The sequence below is a fragment of the Streptomyces avidinii genome, assembly GCF_014650695.1.
Classification (GTDB): Bacteria; Actinomycetota; Actinomycetes; order Streptomycetales; family Streptomycetaceae; genus Streptomyces; species Streptomyces avidinii.
Map to the genome: position 1 here is coordinate 37,509 of NZ_BMVL01000012.1, position 19,887 is coordinate 57,395.

Consider the following 19,887-nt stretch of genomic DNA (forward strand, 5'->3'; position numbering starts at 1 on the left):
CGGCCCGTGGCCCTAGGACCCGGGGGGGGTCAGTCCTCGGGGAGTTCGACCGGGGCGATGTCGTCGTAGACGTCGCCCGGGCCCGGGTTGGTGGAGTCCGTGGAGCCGCCGAGGTGGTGCATGACGCCCCAGACGGCGTTGAGGGCGGTCTGGACCGCGCCCTCGGCCCAGCCGGCCGTCCAGGAGATGTCGTCGCCCGCGAGGAAGATGCCGCGCTTGTCCTCGGGGAGGCGGTCCTGCATGAAGTGGGTGAAGAGGCGGCGCTGGTAGCGGTAGTGGCCCGGGAGGTTGGCCTTGAACGCGCCCATGAAGTAGGGCTCGTCCTCCCAGGAGACGGTGACCGGGTTGCCGATGATGTGGCGGCGGATGTCGACCTTCGGGTAGATCTCGCCGAGGGACTTCAGCATGACCTCCATCCGCTCGTTCGCGGACAGCGGCAGCCACTTGAGGCTGTCGTCGCACCAGGTGTACGAGAGGCAGATGACGGCGGGCTTGTCAGGGCCGTTGTCCAGCAGGTACGTGCCGCGGGTCATCCGGTCCGTCAGCGTCATCGACATGACGTCGCGGCCGGTCTCCTCGTCCTTGTCCAGCCAGAACGGCCGGTCGACGGGGACGAACAGCTTGGACGACTCCATGTAGTGGGTGCGCTCGATCGCCGTCCAGTGGTCGATCGGGAACAGCGTGTCGTCGCACTCGATCTTCGACAGGAGCATCCAGGACTGGGCCGTGAAGATCGCGGCGCGGTACGTGCGGATGTCGCCGGAGGAGTCGGTGACCGTGATGCGGTTGCCGGCCGTGCGGTGCAGGCGGGTGACCGCCGGGCGCGGGGTGCCGCCGTGCAGGGAGGACAGCGAGGTGCCCCGGTCCCAGTGCACGATCTTCTCCGGCTCGCGCTCCCACAGGCGCAGCGGCAGCTGCTGCGAGCCGCCCACGATGCCGCGGTGGTGGTCGTCGGCCTCGGTGTAGACGACGCGCAGGATCTCCAGGATGGAGTTCGGGAAGTCGGTGTCCCAGCCGCCCGTGCCGAAGCCGACCTGGCCGAAGATCTCGCGCTTGCGGAAGGACTTGAAGGCCTCCGACTTGCAGAGGAAGCCGTAGAAGGTCTCGTCGTCGAGCTTCTCGACGAGCTTGGCCCAGATCTCACGGATGCGCGGGACGTCCCGCTCGCGCATCGCGGTGTTCATGTCGGAGAAGTCGGCGCCCTCGTCGAGGCAGGCGTTCCAGGCGGCGGACACGTCGCGGTAGATCTGCGGGAGGTCCGCGATCGTCTCGGCGTAGTGCGACTCCCCCTTGAGGTCGACGACCGTGGAGGGGGTGGACTCGGCGAGCGGGTTCGGGAAGGGCTCCGTGACCAGGCCGACGAGGTCGATGTAGTGCTGCAGGGCCGTGGAGGACGGCGGGAAGCGCATGGCGCCCATCTCCGCGGTGAGGCCCTCGGTCTCGGCGCCCTCGAAGCCGACGGTGCGCAGGCGGCCGCCGATCTGGTCGGCCTCGTAGACGACGGGCCTCAGGCCCATCTTCATCAGCTCGTACGCCGAGATGATGCCGGACAGCCCGCCGCCGATGACGGCGACCTCGGTGCCGAGCTCGGTCGCCGGTATCTGGCCGAGGCCCGCCGGGTGGGCGAGGAAGTCGTCGTACGCGTACGGGAAGTCCGGGCCGAACATGGTGATCGGCGGCTGTCCGTCGCTGTGCGGGACGGCGGTGGTGGGCACCGTGGACGTCATGGGGGTACGTCTCCTTGCGGCAGGGCTGGGGGAAGAGAGGTCTTAGACGAGGGAGGCGTAGAGCCCGGGTCGGCGGTCGCGCAGGTACGGGTTGTTCTCGCGCGAGGCCGACAGCAGCTCGGGATCGGCCTCGCCGAACACCAGCTCCTCGCCGCGGCCGGCCCGGGTCCGGGTGACCCCGTCGGGGCTCGCCAGGCAGCTGAGTCCGACGAACTCGAACTCGCCTTCCGGGCCGGTGCGGTTGACGTACGCGATGTACATCTGGTTCTCGAAGGCCCGTACGGGCACCAGCTGTTCGGCGACGAACTGGAACGGGTGCATCTGCGCGGTCGGCACCAGGAGGAGGTCGGTGCCGGCGAGCGCGTGCGCCCGGACGTTCTCGGGGAACTCCACGTCGTAGCAGATCATGATGCCGATGCGGAGGCCGTTCAGGTCCGCCTGGACGACGGGGGTGTCGCCGGGGGTGAAGGCGTCCTGTTCGAAGCAGCCGAAGAGGTGGGTCTTGCGGTAGTTCGCCAGGGCCGCGCCGTCGGGGCCGATGAGCTGGGCGGCGTTGTAGACGACGCCGTCCGCGCTCTCCGGGTAGCCGTAGAGGACGGCGACCCGGTGGCGGCGGGCGATCTCGCCGACGGCCCGTGCGGAGGCGCCGTCGGCCGGTTCGGCGAGGCCGGGGATGTCCTGGAGGTCCAGCGCGTAGCCGGTCAGGAACATCTCCGAGGTCACCAGCAGCCCGGCCCCGCTCTGTGCGGCGCGCGCCGCTGCCTCGTCGAGCGCCTTGAGGTTCTCGGCGGGGTCGCCGAGAACGCCGGAGCTCTGGAGGAGGGCGGTGCGCAGCGGGGGCATGGGCTACCTCTGTGACAGGCGGGGTGGGGGTCATAAAACGGTACGTTCGCGCGTTCGACCCCGACAAGCCGTGAGCGTTGCGCTCCGCGCATCGATTCGTTGCGTGTTCCGCGGGTGCCGCGGCGATTCGTTGCGCGGGCGCCTCGGGCGCCCCGTCATGGCTCCCGTGCGAGCCCGGAGCGGCCCCTGCTACGCGCCCGTACGGAAGGCCGGGTGGCCGGCCAGGAGGCGCAGGTCGTCGAGGATATCGGGGGTGTGGTCGGAGACGACGCGGCCGCTCCAGGTGTCGACGAGGGCGGGGACGGTGAGGGCGCCGTCGAAGTGGTGGCCGGTGGCCTCGTAGGTCAGGCGCAGCGCGGTGTACTCGGCCCCGAGGGGGTCCGGACCGAGGACGGTGGCGGTGATCGAGTCGGCCGGGCCCAGCGCCGCGAGGGCGTCGGTGACCTGCTGCGAGCGGGGACAGCCGGCGCGGAGGTAGAGGTGGTAGCGGTGCGGGACGGGTGAGAAGCCGGCTCCGATGCGGCCGCGCGGGGCGGGGACCGGGCCGGTAAGGGGCAGCACGCTGCGGGTGCGGGGCAGGACGGTGTGCGACATGACTCTCCTGGGGTGGAGGACTGGGCCGTCTCTTTCGGGCCTGCCGGATGAGCCCGGTTCGCCCGGTGCGGTGCCTCGCAAGGCGGAGGGGCGCTCGTGTACTGGACGTACTCGGGCGCCCCGACAACGCAGCGAGGTGCCGTGCGGGCGGGCCGGGCCCGGCAGGATCCGGACGAGACGGTCCGGACGGCGGGGCTCCGGGCGGCGCGGTGTGCGCCCGGTCCGGGTCACTCGTCTCTGAGGGGGTCAGCCGCGCGGGCCGAAAGCGCTGCACACCCGCAGGAGGTCGATGTGCAGGCGCCTGGTGAGCCACCAGCTCCGCAGGGCCCGGGGACGCGTGTGCGGGTACGAGTGGGGGTGCGGGTGTGCCGTTGCGGCTGTCTCCACGTCCCCCCACCCCCGTTCTGTCCCTCGGCCGCCCCCGACCGGTGCTGGTTGGGCTTTCCGGTGGCGGGCCGGTCCGTCGTGGCCGTCCCCCGCAGTCTCGTGGCGGCGCCGGGGGCCGTCAAGAAGGCGGTCACGACCCGGACGCCGCCGCCCCACGGAAGGAATTGCGCACCCATGTCCCCCGAGACCGGCACGCTGTGCGGCAGTGAAGTACTCGACAACCCGGTCTGGGCTGCATTGACCGGCACGCACCGCGCTTTCGCCGAGTTCGGGCCCGCGGGCATGGCGGCCCGCTACGCGCCGGACACGTCTCCCTTCTCGGCGCTCGCCGATCCGCTGGACCCGCGGGCGTGGGCGGACCTGGCAGCGCTGGCGGGCTCCGGGGAAGAGGTCTGGCTGACCGGGCTGCGATCCCGCCGCCGGGGTGGCGGACGCTGATGACGGTGGCGGGTGTGCAGCTGGACGGCCGTGCGGTACGGGCCGGGGCCGAGCCGGAAGCGGTCCCGCTGGGGCGCGCCGACGTACCGGAGATGCTGGAGCTGGTGGGGCTGACCCGGCCGGGCCCGTTCCTGGACCGGACGGTCGAGCTGGGCACGTACCTCGGGATCCGCCACGAGGGCCGGCTGGTGGCGATGGCCGGCGAGCGGATGCGGCCGGCGGGCTGGTCGGAGATCAGCGCGGTGTGCACCCACCCGGACCACCTGGGCCGGGGACTGGCGGGCCGGCTGGTCCGCGCGGTCGCGGCGGCGGCCCGCGAGCGCGGGGACAGCCCGTTCCTGCACGCGGCGGCGTCGACCACCGGGGCGATCCGGCTCTACGGGGCGATGGGCTTCACCCTGCGCCGCAGCCCCGTCTTCCTGGGCCTGCGCACCACTTGAGCGGGGCCGCCCCGCCCAGGTCGCCCTGGGGGCCCGGCAGGATCCGAAGGAGACGTCCTAGGCAGGGGCGCCGGAGGTGAAGCGGCGCAGTAGCGGGGAGAGGACGAGCACCGACTTGGTGCGTTCCACGAAGGGCTCGCCCGCGATGCGTTCCAGGACCCGCTCGAAGTGGCGCATGTCGGAGGCGAAGACCTGGACGAGGGCGTCCGCGTCGCCGGTGACGGTCGACGCGGCCACTACCTCGGGGTACCGCTCCAACCCTCGCCGGATGTCGTCCGGCGAGGTGTTGTGGCGGCAGTAGATCTCGATGAAACCCTCGGTCTCCCAGCCCATGGCGGCGGGGTCCACCCGGACGGTGAAGCCGGTGATGGCGCCCTCGGCGCGCAGCCGGTCCACGCGCCGCTTGACGGCGGGGGCGGAGAGCCCGACCTCGGAGCCGATGTCCGCGTAGGAACGCCGGGCGTCCTCGGCGAGGGCGTGCACGATGCGTTCGTCGAGATCGTTCAGTCGCACTGCGGGTGGATCACTTCTCTGCTGTGGCCAGTCGGGAGCGGCGGATGCCGTACAGGAAGTAGAACACGAGGCCCGCGACCATCCAGCCACCGAAAACGATCCACGTGGCGGTATCGAGGCTGAACATCATGTAGCCGCAGGCGATGACGCCGAGGATCGGCGTGATCGGGAACAGCGCCACCTTGAAGGTGCGGGGCATGTCCGGGCGGGTCCTGCGCAGGATGATGACGGCGACGTTGACGAGGCCGAAGGCGAAGAGCGTGCCGATGCTGGTCGCGTCGGCCAGCTTGCCGAGCGGGATGAAGGCCGCGAGGGCTCCGCAGAAGAGGGAGACGATCACCACGTTGGCGCGGGGGGCGCCGGTCTTCGGGTTGACCTTGGCGAAGACCTTGGGAACGAGGCCGTCGCGGGACATGGCGAAGAGGATGCGGGTCTGGCCGTAGAGCACGGCGAAGACGACGGAGGCGATGGCGACGACGGCGCCCGCGGCGAGGACGACACCCCAGAAGGTGTGGCCGGAGACGTCGGTCATGATCTGCGCGAGCGCGGCCTCGGTGCCCTCGAAGTCCTGCCACGGCATGGCGCCGACGGCGACGAAGGCGACGAGGACGTACAGCACGGTGACGATCAGCAGCGAGAGCATGATCGCGCGGGGCAGGTCGCGCTTGGGGTTCTTGGCCTCTTCACCGGCGGTGGAGGCGGCGTCGAAGCCGATGTACGAGAAGAACAGCGTGGAGGCGGCGGCGCTGATGCCGGTGACGCCGAGCGGGGCGAGCGGGGCGTAGTTGCCGGCCTTGATGCCCATGAAGCCGATGCCGATGAAGAGCAGCAGGGTGACGATCTTCACGCCGACCATGATCGAGTTGATCCGGGCGCTCTCCTTGGCGCCGCGCATCAGGAAGACCATCGCGAGCAGGACCACGACGAGCGCGGGCAGGTTGATCAGGCCGCCGTCACCGAGGGGCGCGGAGACCTGCTCGGGGATGGTGATGCCTATCGTCCCGTCGAGCAGCTCGTTGAGGTACTCGCCCCAGCCGACGGCGACCGCCGCCACGGACACGCCGTACTCCAGGACCAGGCACCAGCCGCAGATCCAGGCGACGAGCTCGCCCATGGTGGCGTAGGAGTAGGAGTACGAGGACCCGGAGACCGGGACCGATCCGGCGAGCTCCGCGTAGGAGAGCGCCGAGAACAGGGCGGTCAGACCCGCGATCACGAAGGAGATCGTCACGGCGGGGCCGGCCTTGGGGGCCGCGGTGCCGAGGACGACGAAGATGCCGGTGCCCAGGGTGGCGCCGATGCTGATCATCGTCAGCTGCCACATGGTGAGCGAGCGGCGCAGCGAACCGCCCTCGCCCTGGCCGCCCTCGGCGACGAGCTGCTCGACGGGCTTGCGGCGCATCAGCGGGTGGACGGGCCTACTGGGCTCGGACGTGAGCGGTGGCGCCTGGCCGGTTTCGAGCACGTGTGACTCCTTTGACACTGCGGGTGGGGATAAGGCTTCGACCGCAGCGGTCCGGAGCGGGCGGGCAGGAGCCAGCCTGGGCATGGGGAACCGCCGAGCAGGCGGTCCACGCCACTCCACGTACAGCGAGTGAGCCTACGAGCTGAGTGATACCGCCCGTAATGCACCATCCTTGCACATTGACGCACGATCATTGCGCGGATCTGTCACTGACAGTCGTTTGTTGCGTGTGGATGATCGATCGCTGCGCAACCCCGTCCGCGCCCTTTTCTTGACACTTCGTCAGATCTGCCGCAGCGTGCCGCCATGGACCTGGACGTGCTCTACGAGATCGACGTGCCGAGACCGGGGCCCGGGACCCATCCGCACGGCCGGCGCACCGCCGAGCAGCGGGCCTACCGGGAGGCCGTCCGGGGGCCCCTCCCGGACGGAGTCCGGGGGAAGATCCGGCTCACCGACCGGGCACCGGGCGTTCCACGCCCATGGAGCAGGCGGCCTTCGGGGTGGACCGGGAGCGGTCCCGGGAGGACTGGCGCGAGGCGATCGGGATCGTGACCGGAATGTGGCGGGAGGAGTACTTCGAGTACGCCTCCGAACGGTTCCGCTTCCCGCGCCGGATGGTGACCCCCAAGCCCGTGCAGGACCCGCACCCCCCCGGCCTGGATGGCGGCCGCCTCCCCCGGCTCCGCCGAGGTGGCCGGGGCCGCCGGGCTCGGGCTGCTGTCGTTCTCGATCATGCAGCCGCTGGAGGCGATGGCCCGGCAGGTGGCTGCGTACCGGGCGGCCCTCCCCCGTGCCGGACTACGCGGCCCTGCACCGCCTCGACGGCCGCCGCATGGTCCTGTTCGGCGCCGGAAACGGCATCGGGCGCCAGAGCGCCCACGCGCTCGCCGCCGGCGGCGCCCGCGTGCTGTGCGTGGACCTCGACGGGAACCGGGCCGCGGCCGTCGCCGCCCAGACCGGGGGCCTCCCCTATCGCTGCGACGTGACCCGTCGCGCCGCCGTGCGCGACCTCTTCCGGGAGGCTCCGGGGCTGCTGGGCGGCCCGGTGGGCGGGGTCGTCGACATCGTCGGCACGGCCCGGTACGCGGGGCTGCCCGCGCTGGACGACGCCGGCTGGCACCGGCACTTCGACGTCGTCCTGCGGCACGCCCTGCTCGCCGTGCAGTACGGCGGCGAGGCCGTCGCGGCCGCCGGGGGCGGCCCGCTGGTCTTCGTGGCCTCCGTCTCCGGGCTGACCGCCGCCCCGCAGCACGCGGCCTACGGGGCCGCGAAGGCCGCCCTGATGTCATTGGTGCGCTCCGCGGCGGTGGAACTGGGTCCGCGCGGGGTACGGGTGAACGCGGTGGCACCGGGGGTGGTGTGGACCCCGCGGGTCGCCGCGCTGCTGGGCACGGAAGGGCGGCGACGCAACGCGGAGAACGCCCCGCTGGGCCGGGTCGCCGAGACCGCGGACATCGCGGCCGCCCTGTACTTCCTTGCCTCGCCGCTGTCCGCGTACGTCACGGGGCAGACGCTCGTGGTGGACGGCGGGGTCGGCGTGAAGTTCCCGTACCCGATGATCGGAGGCGACCTGTGATACCACCGGGACCGGTGGGCGGCCCTGACGAGCCGTCGCCCTGGCAGGACGCGCAGCCCTTCCTGCGCGGGGTCGCCTGGCTGGACCGCGGCCGTCCGGTGCGTGCCGACCCGGCCGACACCATGCGGCTGCCCTGGGACACCGGCGAGCGCTCCACCCTGCCCATCGGGGTCCGGCTGGAGTTCACCACCGAGACCGCGCGGGCCGTGGAGATCCGCTACCGGGCGACCCTGCCCGGCCCCACCGACGCGCTGCGCGACCTGGCGCACGGCTTCGCGCTCTGGGACCGGCACGGGGTGGTCACCGAGGTGTTCACCGAACCGGCCGCGGAAGCCGTCGTACGGATCGGCCTGGGCGGCGGAAGCGGTCCGTTCACCGTCCACCCGCCCGAGACCCAGTCCCCGCTGATCCTCGGCCTGCGCGGGATCGGCGGGCCGCTCACCCCGGCGCCGCCCGCCCCGCGCTGGGTGGTGCACGGCGACTCCATCACCGAGGGGTGGTGGTCCACCCGCCCCGCGCACGGCTGGCCCGCCGTCACCGGCCGGGCGCTCGGCTGGGACACCGTCAACCTCGGCTACGCCGGCGCCGCTCGCGGTGAACTGACCACCGCCGAACAGCTCGCGGGCCTGCCCGCCGATGCCCTGACCCTCGCCTTCGGCACCAACTGCTGGTCCCGGGTGCCCTTTTCGGCGCCCCTGCTGTACGAAACCACGCGCGCCTTCCTCGAACTGGTCCGCCAGGGCCACCCGCGGACCCCGCTCCTGCTGGTCTCCCCCGTCCTGCGGCCGGACGCCGAGCGCACCCCCAACAAACTCGGCGCCACGCTGGGCGCCCTGCGCGACGCGATGGAGCGCGCCACCCGGGACCGGATCGCCGCCGGGGACGACCGGCTGGCCGTGCTCCCGGGCCGTGACCTGCTCGGACCCGAGCACCTGGCGGACGGGCTGCACCCCAACGACAGCGGACACCAGGTGCTCGGCCTCGCTGTGGCCACGGCCCTGCGGCGCTCCGGGTTCGGCGTGGGGTGAGTGAAACAGCCCACACCGGACGGGTTGAACAGATCTCGCCCACCGCGGCGTGTCCTGGGCAGAGTTGACGCCACCCCGGTGGCGGACGCGAAGGACACCGAAGTGGGAGAGATCAAGATGGGCATCAAGCGCGGAACCACCCTGGCCACGGCCGCGATCGTCGTCGTCCTGGCGGCGACGGCCTGCGGCCCGACGGACGACAAGGCCGCAGACACGACCAAGCCGGTCGGGGCCGCCGCCGCCCAGGACTACGGGCAGGCCCCGGCCGCCGCCGACGGCGCCGCGGGCGCCGCGGGCGCCGCGGGCGCCAAGCCGGCCGGTCAGCTGACCGCCGCCCCCAACGACCAGCTCGGCCAGGTGCTCACCGACAGCGCCGGTCTCACCCTCTACCGCTTCGACAAGGACACGGCCAAGCCGCCGAAGTCGAACTGCGACGGGGACTGCGCGAAGACCTGGCCGGTCGTCGCCGCGGGCGACGCCACCGCCGCCGCCGGCATGGACCCGGCGCTGCTGGGCGAGGTCGTGCGCACCGACGGCAGCAAGCAGCTGACGGTGGCCGGCTGGCCCGCGTACCGCTACAACAAGGACGCCAAGGCCGGCGACGTCAACGGCCAGGGCGTCGGCGGGGTGTGGTTCGCGTTCGGGCCCGACGGGAAGAAGGCCGCGAAGGCGGAGGCAGCGGCCCCGGCTCCGGCCGAGGGCGGCGCCGCCGAGGCCGACGGGAAGCTGTCGGTGGCCAAGGACCCCAAGCTGGGCGACCACATCGTCGACGGCAAGGGCATGACCGTCTACCGGTTCAAGCCGGACACCCAGTGGCCGATGACCTCCAAGTGCGTGGGCGACTGCCTGACCAAGTGGCCGGTCGTCGCGCCGGTGGAGAAGGCCAAGGACAAGGGGATCGTCGAGAAGAACTACACGGTGCTCAACCGCCCGGACGGCCAGAAGCAGCAGAGCGTCGACTGCTGGCCCGTCTACACCTTCAGCGGTGACAAGAAGCCCGGTGACATCAACGGCCAGGGCGTGGGCGGCACCTGGTACGCCGTGTCCCCCGACGGCAAGCTCATCACCGTCCAGTAGTCCCGGCCACTCCCTCCCCCCACCCCGTTCGCGCGGCCCCCGCCCACATCCCCCCTGGGCGGGGGCCGCGCCCTTTCCCCGTTCCGCCCGGACGGAGTCCTCTCTAGACTCGGCCGCATGCTGCGCGTACTGGCCGTCGACGACGAGAAGCCGCTCCTGGAGGAACTCCTCTACCTGCTGCGCTCGGACCCCCGGGTGCGCAGCGCCGAGGGCGCCTCGGACGCCACCGAGGCCCTGCGCCGGGTCACCCGGGCGCTGGAGTCCGGCCCCGCCGGGGCCGACGGCATCGACGTGGTCTTCCTGGACATCCACATGGCCGGGCTGACCGGGCTGGACATCGCCCGGCTGCTGGCCGGGTTCGTGCGGCCGCCGCTGATCGTGTTCGTCACCGCCCACGAGGGTTTCGCCGTGCAGGCCTTCGACCTCAAGGCCGTGGACTACGTACTGAAGCCCGTGCGCCCCGAGCGGCTCGCCGAGGCCGTCCGGCGGGCCTGCGAGCAGCTGGGCCGCTCCGAGGAGGCCGCGGCGGCCCCGGCGGGGGCCGCCGAGGTCCCGCCGGCGGGCGCGGCGGCGGTGCCGCGCCGCCCGGTCACCGAGGTCACGGTCGCCGACCGCGGCGGCGACCAGATCGCCGTCGAACTGGGCGGGGTCACCCGCTTCGTGGCCATCGCGGACATCTCCTACGTCGAGGCACAGGGCGACTACGCGCGCCTGCACACCGACGAGGGCAGCCACCTGGTCCGGATCCCGGTGTCCACGCTGGAGGAACGCTGGGCGGCGCGCGGGTTCGTACGCATCCACCGCCGGCATCTGGTGGCGCTGGCCCGGATCGACGAGCTGCGGCTGGAGGCCGGGACCACGAGCGTCCGGGTGGGGGCGGCGGAGCTCCAGGTGAGCCGCCGGCACGCGCGGGAGCTGCGGGATCTTCTGATGCGGCAGGCGACCGGCTGAAACCGGCAGCCGCACGGGCGCCGTGCGCCGCCCGCCGCCCGCCTCGTGCCCTTCGCCCGCGACCGTCCGGCGCTGGGCGGCGCCGTTCGTCGCGCCGGGAGGGGCGTACGGCGATCCGCCGGAGCCGTCGGCCGCACCGCTCGTCCGATCGGCCCTCCGGGGTCGTGGCTCCTGCGTATCGTGGATCTTCCGGCGCGGGAGGAGCGAGATGTCCGAGATCCAGGCGCTGGTCGACGCCCTGAGCGGGCTGCCCCGCGCCCGGCCCGCCGGACCCGCCGAGGCCGAGGTGCTGCTGGCCCGGCTGCGCAGTGCCGCCGCCCGCTGGGCCGATGTCCTGTACGAGGCCCGCGAGGGGGTCCGCGAGCAGGTGCCGCCGCGCGCGGAGGCCGCCCTGACGCTGGCCTTCCGGCGCGCGGAGGAGTCGTACGTGGAGCTGGAGATCGCCCTGCGTGACTGCGCGGAGCACCGCGACCCGGCGCTGTGACCCGCTCTCCGGCGGGTCCGGTGGGCGGTCCGAATCGGACCTGTCGCCCGGTCAGGGGGCGTGCATAGACTCCGGACACCCCTCCCCCTGCCGAAGGACCGACCGGTGAACCAGACGTACGCGCTGACCGCGGTCGCCGTCGTCGTCGTGATCACGGTCCTGGTCGGCGCGCTGGGCCTGCGGATATCCCGGACCACCTCCGACTTCTATGTCGCCTCGCGCACGGTGGGGCCCCGCCTGAACGCGGCGGCCATCAGCGGCGAGTACCTGTCCGCGGCGTCCTTCCTCGGGGTGGCGGGGCTGGTGCTCCTCCAGGGGCCCGAGATGCTCTGGTATCCGGTGGGCTACACCGCCGGGTACGTGGTGCTGCTCGTGCTGGTGGCGGCCCCGCTGCGCCGCTCCGGCGCGTACACGCTGCCCGACTTCGCCGAGGCGCGGCTGGAGTCGCTGGTGGTGCGCCGGATCGCGGTGCTGTTCGTGGTGGGGGTCGGCTGGCTGTACCTGCTGCCGCAGTTGCAGGGGGCCGGGCTGACCCTGGAGGTCCTGACCGGGGCCCCGCACTGGGTCGGGGGGCTGGTCGTCGCGTTCGTGGTGACGGTGGCGGTGGCGGCCGGGGGGATGCGTTCGGTCACCTTCGTCCAGGCCTTCCAGTACTGGCTGAAGCTCACGGCGCTGCTGGTACCGGCCTTCTTCCTGCTCGCGGCGTGGGCCGGGGACGGCGCGCCGCGGGCCACCTTCGACGCCCCGGCCGTCTTCCGGGAGCACACCTCGGTGACGGTCGCGGAGGACGTGCGGCTGTCCGTGGCGCAGCCGCTGACGGTGACGGTGACCGGGCAGGTGGACGGGCGCGGCTATGTGTCGGCCCCGCTGACCCTGGCCGCCGGTGAGCATGCCGTACGGGCCCACGCGCGGCTGGAGTTCGCCGCGGACACACCCGTTCCGGACACCCGGACGCAGGCCCGGCCCGGGGTGTCCACCTGGTCGGTGCCGATGTCCGGCGGCCTGCGCGAGTACCGGCTGTACGCCACCTACGGGCTGATCCTGGCGACGTTCCTCGGCACGATGGGCCTGCCGCACGTGGCGGTGCGGTTCTACACGAGCCCCGACGGGCGGACCGCGCGCCGCACCACGCTGGTCGTGCTCGCGCTGGTCGGGGTCTTCTACCTGCTGCCGCCGGTGTACGGGGCGCTGGGCCGGATCTACGCCCCCGAGCTCGCCCTGACCGGCGACGCGGACGCGGCGGTGCTGGTGCTGCCCGAGCGAATGCTCGGCGGGCTGCTCGGTGATCTGCTGGGCGCGCTGCTGGCCGGCGGCGCCTTCGCGGCGTTCCTGTCGACGGCATCCGGGCTGACCATGGCGGTGGCCGGGGTGCTGCACCAGGACGTGCTGCCGGCCCGGGGGGTGCGCAGTTTCCGTTCGGCGGCGGTCGTGGCGATCGCGGTGCCGCTGGCCGGGAGCGTGGCGGCGACGCAGGTGCCGGTGGCGGACGCGGTGGGCCTGGCCTTCGCCGTGTCGGCGTCCTCGTTCTGTCCACTGCTGGTGCTGGGCATCTGGTGGCGCGGGCTGACCCCGCCGGGTGCGGTGGCCGGGCTGGTCACCGGCGGCGGGGCGGCGCTGAGCGCGGTCCTGGCGACCCGGGCCGATCTGGCCCCGCCGGGCTGGCTGCACACGCTGCTGGCGTGGCCCGCGGCGTGGTCGGTGCCGCTCGGGTTCCTGACGATGGTGGTGGTGTCGCTGGCGACCCGGTCGCGGATCCCGGCCGGGACCGCGGCCACCCTGGCCCGGCTGCACCTGCCGGAGGTCGTGGCCGGGGAACGGGCGGGGGGCCCGCGGTGAGCGGGGTGGCGCCGGCCCTCCTGGCCCTGCCGGCGGCGGCGGGTGCGGTCCTGCTGCTGGGGGCGGGCTGGGCGGCCGGCCGGTGGCACGCCCGGCGCGGCGAGCGGGCGGCGGGAACGGACCTGGGGACCCCGGTGGAGCGGGCCACCTTCCACACCCTGCACACGGCTTCGCTGGCCGCTCCCCCGCTGCGGGCCGGGCTCACGGAGGACGCGGCCCGCAAGGCGGCCCGGCGGCTGCGGTCGCTGCTGGGCACGGAGGCGCTGTGCCTCACCGACCGGGAGTCGGTGCTGGCCTGGGACGGTCCGGGCGCCGACCACCATGAGCGGCGGGCCATGGCCCGGGTGGCGGTGATGCTGGCGTCGGGGCGCAGTCAGAGCGTGCGGACCGAGTGCCAGCGGCCCGACTGTCCGCTGAAGTGGGCGGTGGTGGCCCCGCTCACGGGCGAGGACGGGGTGCTGGGCGCACTGGTGGCGTACGGGTCGCGGGAGTCGGCGGTGCTGGTGCGGGCCGCGACGGAGGTCGCGCGGTGGGTGTCCGTACAGCTGGAGCTGTCGGAGCTGGACCGGTCGCGGACCCGTTTGATGGAGGCGGAGATCAAGGCGCTGCGGGCGCAGATCTCCCCGCACTTCATCTTCAACTCGCTGGCTGCGATCGCCTCGTTCGTCCGGACCGATCCGGAGCGGGCGCGGGAGCTGCTGCTGGAGTTCGCGGACTTCACCCGGTACTCCTTCCGGCGGCACGGCGACTTCACCACGCTGGCCGACGAGTTGCGCTCCGTCCAGCAGTATCTGGCCCTGGCCGGTGCCCGGTTCGGCGACCGGCTGAAGGTGACCCTCCAGGTGGCGCCGGAGGTGCTGCCGGTGGCGCTGCCGTTCCTGTGCCTGCAGCCCCTGGTGGAGAACGCCGTCAAGCACGGGCTGGAGGACTCGACCGAGGAGTGCCGGATCACCATCACGGCACAGGACGCGGGCTCGGAGGCGGTGATCACGGTGGAGGACAACGGGGTCGGGATGGATCCGGCGCTGCTGCGGAGGATCCTGGCCGGGGAGCGCGCCGGCTCCTCCGGGATCGGGCTGCCCAATGTCGACGAGCGGATCCGGCAGGTGTACGGGGACGAGTACGGTCCGGTGATGGAGACGGGCGTCGGGGCGGGCATGAAGGTCACCCTGCGCATTCCCAAGTACCGTGCGGGCGTGCACAGCTCGCCCTCGGGTCACCGGCCTCCCCGCCCCTGACGGACGGGCCCCGGTGGCCGGGCCCGGGCAGGGCCCGGACCCGGAGGGACCACGAGGCGGCCTAGCTCCAGCTGGCGTGCAGCGGCTTGCCCTCGGCGTAGCCGGCGGCGGACTGGATGCCGACGACGGCCTTCTCCTCGAATTCGGCGAGGGAGCCGGCACCGGCGTAGGTGCACGAGGAGCGGACGCCGGCGATGATCGAGTCGATCAGGTCCTCGACACCCGGGCGGGCCGGGTCGAGGAACATCCGCGAGGTGGAGATGCCCTCCTCGAAGAGACCCTTGCGGGCACGGTCGTACGCCGATTCCTCGCTCGTGCGGTTCTGCACCGCGCGGGCGGAGGCCATGCCGAAGGACTCCTTGTAGAGGCGGCCGTCGGCGGACTGCTGGAGGTCGCCCGGGGACTCGTAGGTACCGGCGAACCAGGAGCCGATCATCACGTTGGACGCACCGGCGGCCAGCGCCATGGCCACGTCGCGCGGGTGGCGGACGCCGCCGTCGGCCCACACGTGCTTGCCGTACTTCTTCGCCTCGGCCGCGCACTCCAGCACCGCGGAGAACTGCGGGCGGCCCACGCCGGTCATCATGCGGGTGGTGCACATGGCGCCGGGGCCCACACCGACCTTGATGATGTCCGCGCCGGCCTCGATGAGGTCCTTGACGCCCTCGGCGGCGACGATGTTGCCCGCCACGATCGGGACCTGCGGGTCCAGGGCGCGGATGGCCCTGATCGCGTTGATCATCGACTCCTGGTGGCCGTGCGCCGTGTCGATGACGAGCGTGTCCACGCCCGCGTCGAGCAGCTGCTTGGCCTTGGCCACGAAGTCGCCGTTGATGCCGACGGCGGCCGCGATGCGCAGCTTGCCGTTCGCGTCGGTGGCCGGGGTGTAGAGCGTCGCGCGCAGTGCGCCCTTGCGGGTGAGGATGCCGACGAGCCTGCCGTCCTCGTCGACGGCCGGGGCCAGCTTGCGGTGGCCGGCGTCGAGCTGGTTGAAGGCCTCGCGGGGGTCCATGTCGGCGTCGATGAGCAGCAGCTCCTTCGACATGACCTCGGAGAGCTGGGTGAAGCGGTCCACACCGGTCAGGTCGTGGTCGGTGACGACGCCGATCGGGCGGCCCTCGGCGTCGACGACGACGCCGGCGCCGTGGGCGCGCTTGGGCAGCAGGGACAGCGCGTCCGCGACGGTCTGGGTGGGCGCCAGCGTGATCGGGGTGTCGAGCACGAGGTGGCGGGTCTTCACCCAGGAGATGACGTCGGTGACGACCTCGATCGGGATGTCCTGCGGGATGACGACGATGCCGCCGCGGCGGGCGACCGTCTCGGCCATCCGGCGGCCCGCGATGGCGGTCATGTTGGCCACGACAAGGGGAATGGTGGTGCCGGTGCCGTCGGGCGAGGACAGGTCGACACCCTGACGGGAACCGACCGCGGAGCGGCTCGGCACCATGAACACATCGTCGTACGTCAGGTCGTACGGCGGCTTCAGGTCATTGAGGAAACGCACGTGCTGAACATCCCAGTCGATCGAAGGATCCGTCTACGCCCCGGCAGGACAGCCGAGGAAACGCACGTACTTCATTCTCCCACGACCTGGAGTTCACGCCGCCCGGGCTGATCGTCCAGGACGGGCCGGGCCGGATGGTCGTTTCCTACGGGACCTTGGTCCCGGCGGGCCGGGTCCGGCGGTGGACGGGGCCGCGGCGGCGGGCCAGCGGGAGCACCGAGCCGCCGTGCCGGACGGCGGTGAACTCGGCGGCGATGGCCAGGGCCGTCTCCTCGGGGGTGGCGCCGCCGAGGTCGAGGCCGATGGGTGAGCGCAGGCGGGCCAGCTCGGCGTCGGTGACGCCTTCGGCCCGCAGGCGTCGGACGCGTTCGGCGTGGGTGCGCCGTGATCCCATGGCCCCCACGTAGCCCAGGGGCAGCCGCAGCGCGAGTTCCAGCAGGGGTACGTCGAATTTGGCGTCGTGGGTGAGGACGCAGACCGCGGTACGGGAGTCCAGGCGGCCCGCGGCCCGCTCCGCGGCCAGGTGCCGGTGCGGCCAGTCGACGATCACCTCGTCGGCGTCGGGGAAGCGGGCCGCGGTGGCGAAGACGGGCCGGGCGTCGCAGACGGTGACCCGGTGGCCGAGGAAGGCGCCGATCCGCGCGAGGGCCGCGGCGAAGTCGATGGCCCCGTAGACGAGGAGCCGGGGCGGCTCGGCGGCCGATTCGACCAGCAGGGTGAGCGGCTGCCCGCAGAGTCCGCCGGCCGTGCCGAGCTCGGCGGTGCCGGTGCGCCCGGCCAGGAGCAGGGCCCGTACCTGCCGGGCGGCGGCCCGGTCCAGGTCGGGTCCGCCCGCCAGCCCGCCCTCGTAGGAGCCGTCGGCGTGGACGGCGAGCGCGCGGCCGAGCTGGGTCGGCGGTCCGGAGACCACCCGGGCGAGCGCGGCCCGGGTTCCCCCGGCGGCGGCGTCGAGCACCGAGCCGAGCACGGACCGGACCGGGTCGAGCCCGCGGACCGGGGTGACCAGTACGTCGAGGACTCCGCCGCAGGTCAGGCCTACGGCGAAGGCGTCTTCGTCGCTGTAGCCGAAGCGGTGCAGGCCGCCTTCGCCGGAGGCGAGGGCGCCGAGGCACAGCTCGTGCACGGCGGATTCCACGCAGCCTCCGGAGATGGAGCCGAGGGCGGTGCCCCGGTCGTCGACGGCGAGGGAGGCGCCGGGTCCGCGGGGAGCGCTCCCAGCAACGGCGACGACGGTGGCCAGGGCGAACTCGCGCTGCGCGGCGCACCACGCGCGTAGCTCGTCGGCTATGTCGAGCATCAGCGGATGTATTCGCGGCGCGGGGTCTGTCCGGGCACGTGCGGGCGCGGCGGCAGTACGGCAGGGGTGGCCGGTCTGACCGCGGGGGGCCGGGCCGTGGCGGCGGCGGACCGGGTGGGTCCGGGGTATCCGTCCGGCAGCTTCGGGCGCGCACCGAGCAGTTTCGCGGCGTGGGCCACGCTGGCGAGGGTGGCGTGGTGGTGCCAGCCGCGGAAGGAGCGGCCCTCGAAGTCCCGGATGCCGACGGGTTCGCAGGTCTCGGCGAAGTCGAGGGAGACGCGGTCGGTGAGTTTGGCGAGCAGGAAGAGCTGGGCGAGCGGCCGGTCGCCGATGTTGGTGATCCAGAACTCGGAGGGCAGCAGGGCGGCTTCGGTCCAGGCTCCGACCAGCATCAGCGGGGTGGGCGGCGCGGGTACGGGGCGGTCCTCGCAGGGGGTGGCGAAGATCGAGGCCGAGGTCAGCAGGGTGACGGCGCCCTCGGCGCGGCCGTGCCGGGTCCATTCGACGACGCGGCGCTGGGAGCGCAGGGAGTCGATGAGTTCGCGGGCGGGGGCGGTGTGCGGACCGGGTTTGTGCCGGCCGGCCCCGCCGAAGGAGACGGGGAGGGAACCGTCGACCTTGAAGACGAAGGGGATGTCCTGGAGGGTGAAGGACTCGATGCTCTGCGGCAGGTCGCTGTTGGCGACCTCCATCACCACGGGCCGGCGCTGGAGTTGCCAGGTGGCGGCCATCCGCTGGACGGCGTGTACGGCGTCCTGGGCGGGGGTGAGGGAGCGGGCGGTGTCGGGGATGCCGGCCCGGCGGCGGCGCAGGAGTTCGCTGGTCCAGGGCCCGGGGAGGGTGAGGGTCCATTCGACCGGGAAGCTGGCTTCGCTGGAGGCGAGCCAGATGCCGCTCGCCTGCTGGCAGTTGGCGGTGCGGCCGAGCTGGGGGACGAACTGCCGGCCGACGCCGACGGACCGGTCTCCGGCCTTCTCGATGACCATGGGCTGGAGCACCCAGGCCAGGGGGCGCTGCGCGGTGCGTTCGAGGTGCTGGGCGAGGGAGCGGCGGACCGGGGTCCAGTCCCAGGGGGACTTGCTGATGAACTGCTGGAGGCTCTGCTCGACGGAACTGGCCCCTGTTCCGGCGATGTTACGAATTGTTTTCTTTCCGGCGGTCCGCACCAGACCGTTCAGATAAACGCGGGCCCAGTTTCGCTGGTCCCGCCGGGGTAAGGATTCGAAGAGCAGAGAGATCAGGACGTCGATCATTTCGGAGATTTCCGCCGTGGAATCCTCCGGCAGGACTACGCGAGCCATCTGGGCCTCCCCCGCGACCAGCTAGATCCAATACCCTACTTGACCGCGCAGAACGGCCGTAGGCCCCGGCGGCTACTTCCTGAGGTCGCTGGCAGATTCGAGCCGCTCTTCCTCTACCACGAGAGGAATCGGGATCTGGTTCGCCGCATAGTAGATCGCGACCAGGAAGTGGGCGACAAGTGTGAGTGTTGCGGAGTAGAAGGCGAGCAGCACGGTCAGGGGGTAGGCGATGGCACCGAGGCCGAAGCGCACCCGAGTGGCTCGGGCGCCTTCCTTGTCCACCCGTTCGTGGAAGAGGTGGCCGACCCGGGTGACGTACCACCAGAAGGCCAGGAAGGCCATGGCGTAGGCCACGGTGACGCTGCTGTAGAGGACCGCGGCGGCGTTGGCGGAGCCGCCTTCCTCCATGAGGTGCTCGGCGAGCACATTGGTGGTGTACGGAATCACCGATACCACCATCAGTACCAGGAGATTCAGGAACAACAGGGGGCGGTCGACCCTCTTGAGGTGGCTGAAGATGGTGTGGTGATTCACCCACATCACACCGATGATGAGGAAACTCACGACGTAAGCGGCGTAATGGGGCCACTGTTCCCGGACCCCGAGCCAGAAGTCCGATCCGGTTTCTTCCGGAACCTTTAATTCCAGAACGAGGATCGTGATGATGATGGCGAATACGCCATCACTGAAGGCTTCGATCCGCCCGGTTTCGTTTTCCATTGCCTCCCCTTTGCCACTTCTTGCATATAAGCGGCTTGCCCGCACGGCGCGCCACACATACGGGGAGGACGTTGCGGCGCCCTCCCCGCACACGCTACCCAGATTTCGGCCGTCAGCCGCCGAATCCGGCTGTCTGGCGCCAGATTCGGCCATCGCGGACGACGAGCGTCCCGAACGCATGCTCCGGTTCACCGTTCAGGTTCATGATCGCCCGGTAGAAGATGGTGTCTTCGGTCTCGATGTACTCCTGGAGTTCCACGAGCGTGGGCTTCACGGTGAGATAGCCGGTGAACGTCTCGCGAACGGCTTCGATCCCGACCGACACCCCCTCGAAGCGCAGCAGCACCGCGTCCTCGGTGTAGTTCTTCATGACGGCCTCGATGTCCAGGGCGGCGAGTGCCTCCATCTGACGGACGAACACCGGGTGCAGTGTGGAGATGTCGTACTTGGCCATGTCGACTCCGT

Annotated in this window: 17 protein-coding genes and 2 pseudogenes; 9 read left to right on the top strand and 10 right to left on the bottom strand. The window is 72.3% G+C overall.

Annotated elements, in window-relative coordinates; all coding sequences use genetic code 11:
• Positions 1 to 29: 29 nt before the first annotated feature.
• From IE257_RS27475 to IE257_RS27485, 3 genes are all read right to left on the bottom strand, one after another.
• Positions 30 to 1,727, bottom strand: a complete 1,698-nt coding sequence (locus tag IE257_RS27475; protein ID WP_189972592.1) for a flavin monoamine oxidase family protein — start codon at positions 1,725 to 1,727, stop codon at positions 30 to 32.
• A 42-nt stretch (positions 1,728 to 1,769) separates the two neighbouring features.
• On the bottom strand, positions 1,770 to 2,570 hold the full coding sequence (locus IE257_RS27480; protein WP_189972593.1) for a carbon-nitrogen hydrolase family protein: 801 nt from the start codon (positions 2,568 to 2,570) through the stop codon (positions 1,770 to 1,772).
• 189 nt (positions 2,571 to 2,759) lie between these two features.
• Positions 2,760 to 3,164 (bottom strand): glutathione S-transferase family protein, encoded by a 405-nt coding sequence (locus tag IE257_RS27485; protein WP_189972594.1) that lies wholly within the window; start codon positions 3,162 to 3,164, stop codon positions 2,760 to 2,762.
• Positions 3,165 to 3,725: 561 nt separating this feature from the next.
• On the opposite strand from IE257_RS27485, the pseudogene IE257_RS27490 reads away from it, so the two are divergent.
• Positions 3,726 to 4,429: pseudogene (locus IE257_RS27490) on the top strand (GNAT family N-acetyltransferase).
• Between the two features lie 57 nt (positions 4,430 to 4,486).
• Here IE257_RS27490 and IE257_RS27495 read toward each other — a convergent pair.
• Both IE257_RS27495 and IE257_RS27500 read right to left on the bottom strand, forming a co-directional pair.
• A complete protein-coding gene (locus IE257_RS27495) occupies positions 4,487 to 4,942 on the bottom strand; it encodes an Lrp/AsnC family transcriptional regulator (RefSeq protein ID WP_030388502.1) in 456 nt (151 codons plus the stop codon).
• 10 nt (positions 4,943 to 4,952) lie between these two features.
• Entirely contained in the window at positions 4,953 to 6,407 is a 1,455-nt protein-coding gene (locus IE257_RS27500) for an amino acid permease (RefSeq protein ID WP_189972595.1), read from the bottom strand.
• A 482-nt stretch (positions 6,408 to 6,889) separates the two neighbouring features.
• On the opposite strand from IE257_RS27500, the pseudogene IE257_RS39530 reads away from it, so the two are divergent.
• From IE257_RS39530 to IE257_RS27540, 8 genes and pseudogenes are all read left to right on the top strand, one after another.
• Positions 6,890 to 7,003, top strand: a pseudogene (locus tag IE257_RS39530) (LLM class flavin-dependent oxidoreductase); the annotation flags it as partial.
• 197 nt (positions 7,004 to 7,200) lie between these two features.
• Positions 7,201 to 7,986 (top strand): SDR family NAD(P)-dependent oxidoreductase, encoded by a 786-nt coding sequence (locus tag IE257_RS27510; protein ID WP_229920693.1) that lies wholly within the window; start codon positions 7,201 to 7,203, stop codon positions 7,984 to 7,986.
• Positions 7,987 to 8,000: 14 nt separating this feature from the next.
• Positions 8,001 to 9,014, top strand: a complete 1,014-nt coding sequence (locus tag IE257_RS27515) for a GDSL-type esterase/lipase family protein (protein WP_229920694.1) — start codon at positions 8,001 to 8,003, stop codon at positions 9,012 to 9,014.
• 117 nt (positions 9,015 to 9,131) lie between these two features.
• Positions 9,132 to 10,091, top strand: coding sequence for an SCO0930 family lipoprotein (locus tag IE257_RS27520; RefSeq protein WP_189972734.1), 960 nt, complete (start codon positions 9,132 to 9,134; stop codon positions 10,089 to 10,091).
• 117 nt (positions 10,092 to 10,208) lie between these two features.
• On the top strand, positions 10,209 to 11,042 hold the full coding sequence (locus IE257_RS27525; RefSeq protein WP_189972596.1) for a LytR/AlgR family response regulator transcription factor: 834 nt from the start codon (positions 10,209 to 10,211) through the stop codon (positions 11,040 to 11,042).
• Positions 11,043 to 11,250: 208 nt separating this feature from the next.
• Positions 11,251 to 11,526 carry a hypothetical protein gene (locus IE257_RS27530; RefSeq protein ID WP_189740415.1) on the top strand — a complete coding sequence of 92 codons (276 nt, stop codon included), beginning with the start codon at positions 11,251 to 11,253 and terminating at the stop codon, positions 11,524 to 11,526.
• Between the two features lie 105 nt (positions 11,527 to 11,631).
• Positions 11,632 to 13,362 (top strand): sodium/solute symporter, encoded by a 1,731-nt coding sequence (locus tag IE257_RS27535; RefSeq protein ID WP_189972597.1) that lies wholly within the window; start codon positions 11,632 to 11,634, stop codon positions 13,360 to 13,362.
• On the top strand, positions 13,359 to 14,600 hold the full coding sequence (locus tag IE257_RS27540) for a histidine kinase (RefSeq protein ID WP_189972598.1): 1,242 nt from the start codon (positions 13,359 to 13,361) through the stop codon (positions 14,598 to 14,600). The genes IE257_RS27535 and IE257_RS27540 overlap by 4 nt, the downstream gene beginning before the upstream one ends.
• Before the next feature lie 61 nt (positions 14,601 to 14,661).
• Here IE257_RS27540 and IE257_RS27545 read toward each other — a convergent pair whose 3' ends face one another.
• The 5 genes from IE257_RS27545 to IE257_RS27565 form a co-directional block, all read right to left on the bottom strand.
• On the bottom strand, positions 14,662 to 16,104 hold the full coding sequence (locus tag IE257_RS27545; protein ID WP_189972599.1) for a GuaB1 family IMP dehydrogenase-related protein: 1,443 nt from the start codon (positions 16,102 to 16,104) through the stop codon (positions 14,662 to 14,664).
• Positions 16,105 to 16,249: 145 nt separating this feature from the next.
• Positions 16,250 to 17,401 (bottom strand): XdhC family protein, encoded by a 1,152-nt coding sequence (locus tag IE257_RS27550; protein WP_189972600.1) that lies wholly within the window; start codon positions 17,399 to 17,401, stop codon positions 16,250 to 16,252.
• The gene (locus tag IE257_RS27555; RefSeq protein ID WP_189972601.1) at positions 17,401 to 18,702 is read right to left on the bottom strand and encodes an IS701 family transposase; all 1,302 of its coding nucleotides are present in this window, start codon (positions 18,700 to 18,702) and stop codon (positions 17,401 to 17,403) included. The genes IE257_RS27550 and IE257_RS27555 overlap by 1 nt, the downstream gene beginning before the upstream one ends.
• Before the next feature lie 72 nt (positions 18,703 to 18,774).
• Complete coding sequence (locus IE257_RS27560) at positions 18,775 to 19,422, bottom strand: TMEM175 family protein (protein ID WP_229920696.1); 648 nt, start codon at positions 19,420 to 19,422, stop codon at positions 18,775 to 18,777.
• 112 nt (positions 19,423 to 19,534) lie between these two features.
• Positions 19,535 to 19,876 carry a nuclear transport factor 2 family protein gene (locus IE257_RS27565; RefSeq protein WP_030388488.1) on the bottom strand — a complete coding sequence of 114 codons (342 nt, stop codon included), beginning with the start codon at positions 19,874 to 19,876 and terminating at the stop codon, positions 19,535 to 19,537.
• Positions 19,877 to 19,887 lie beyond the last annotated feature (11 nt).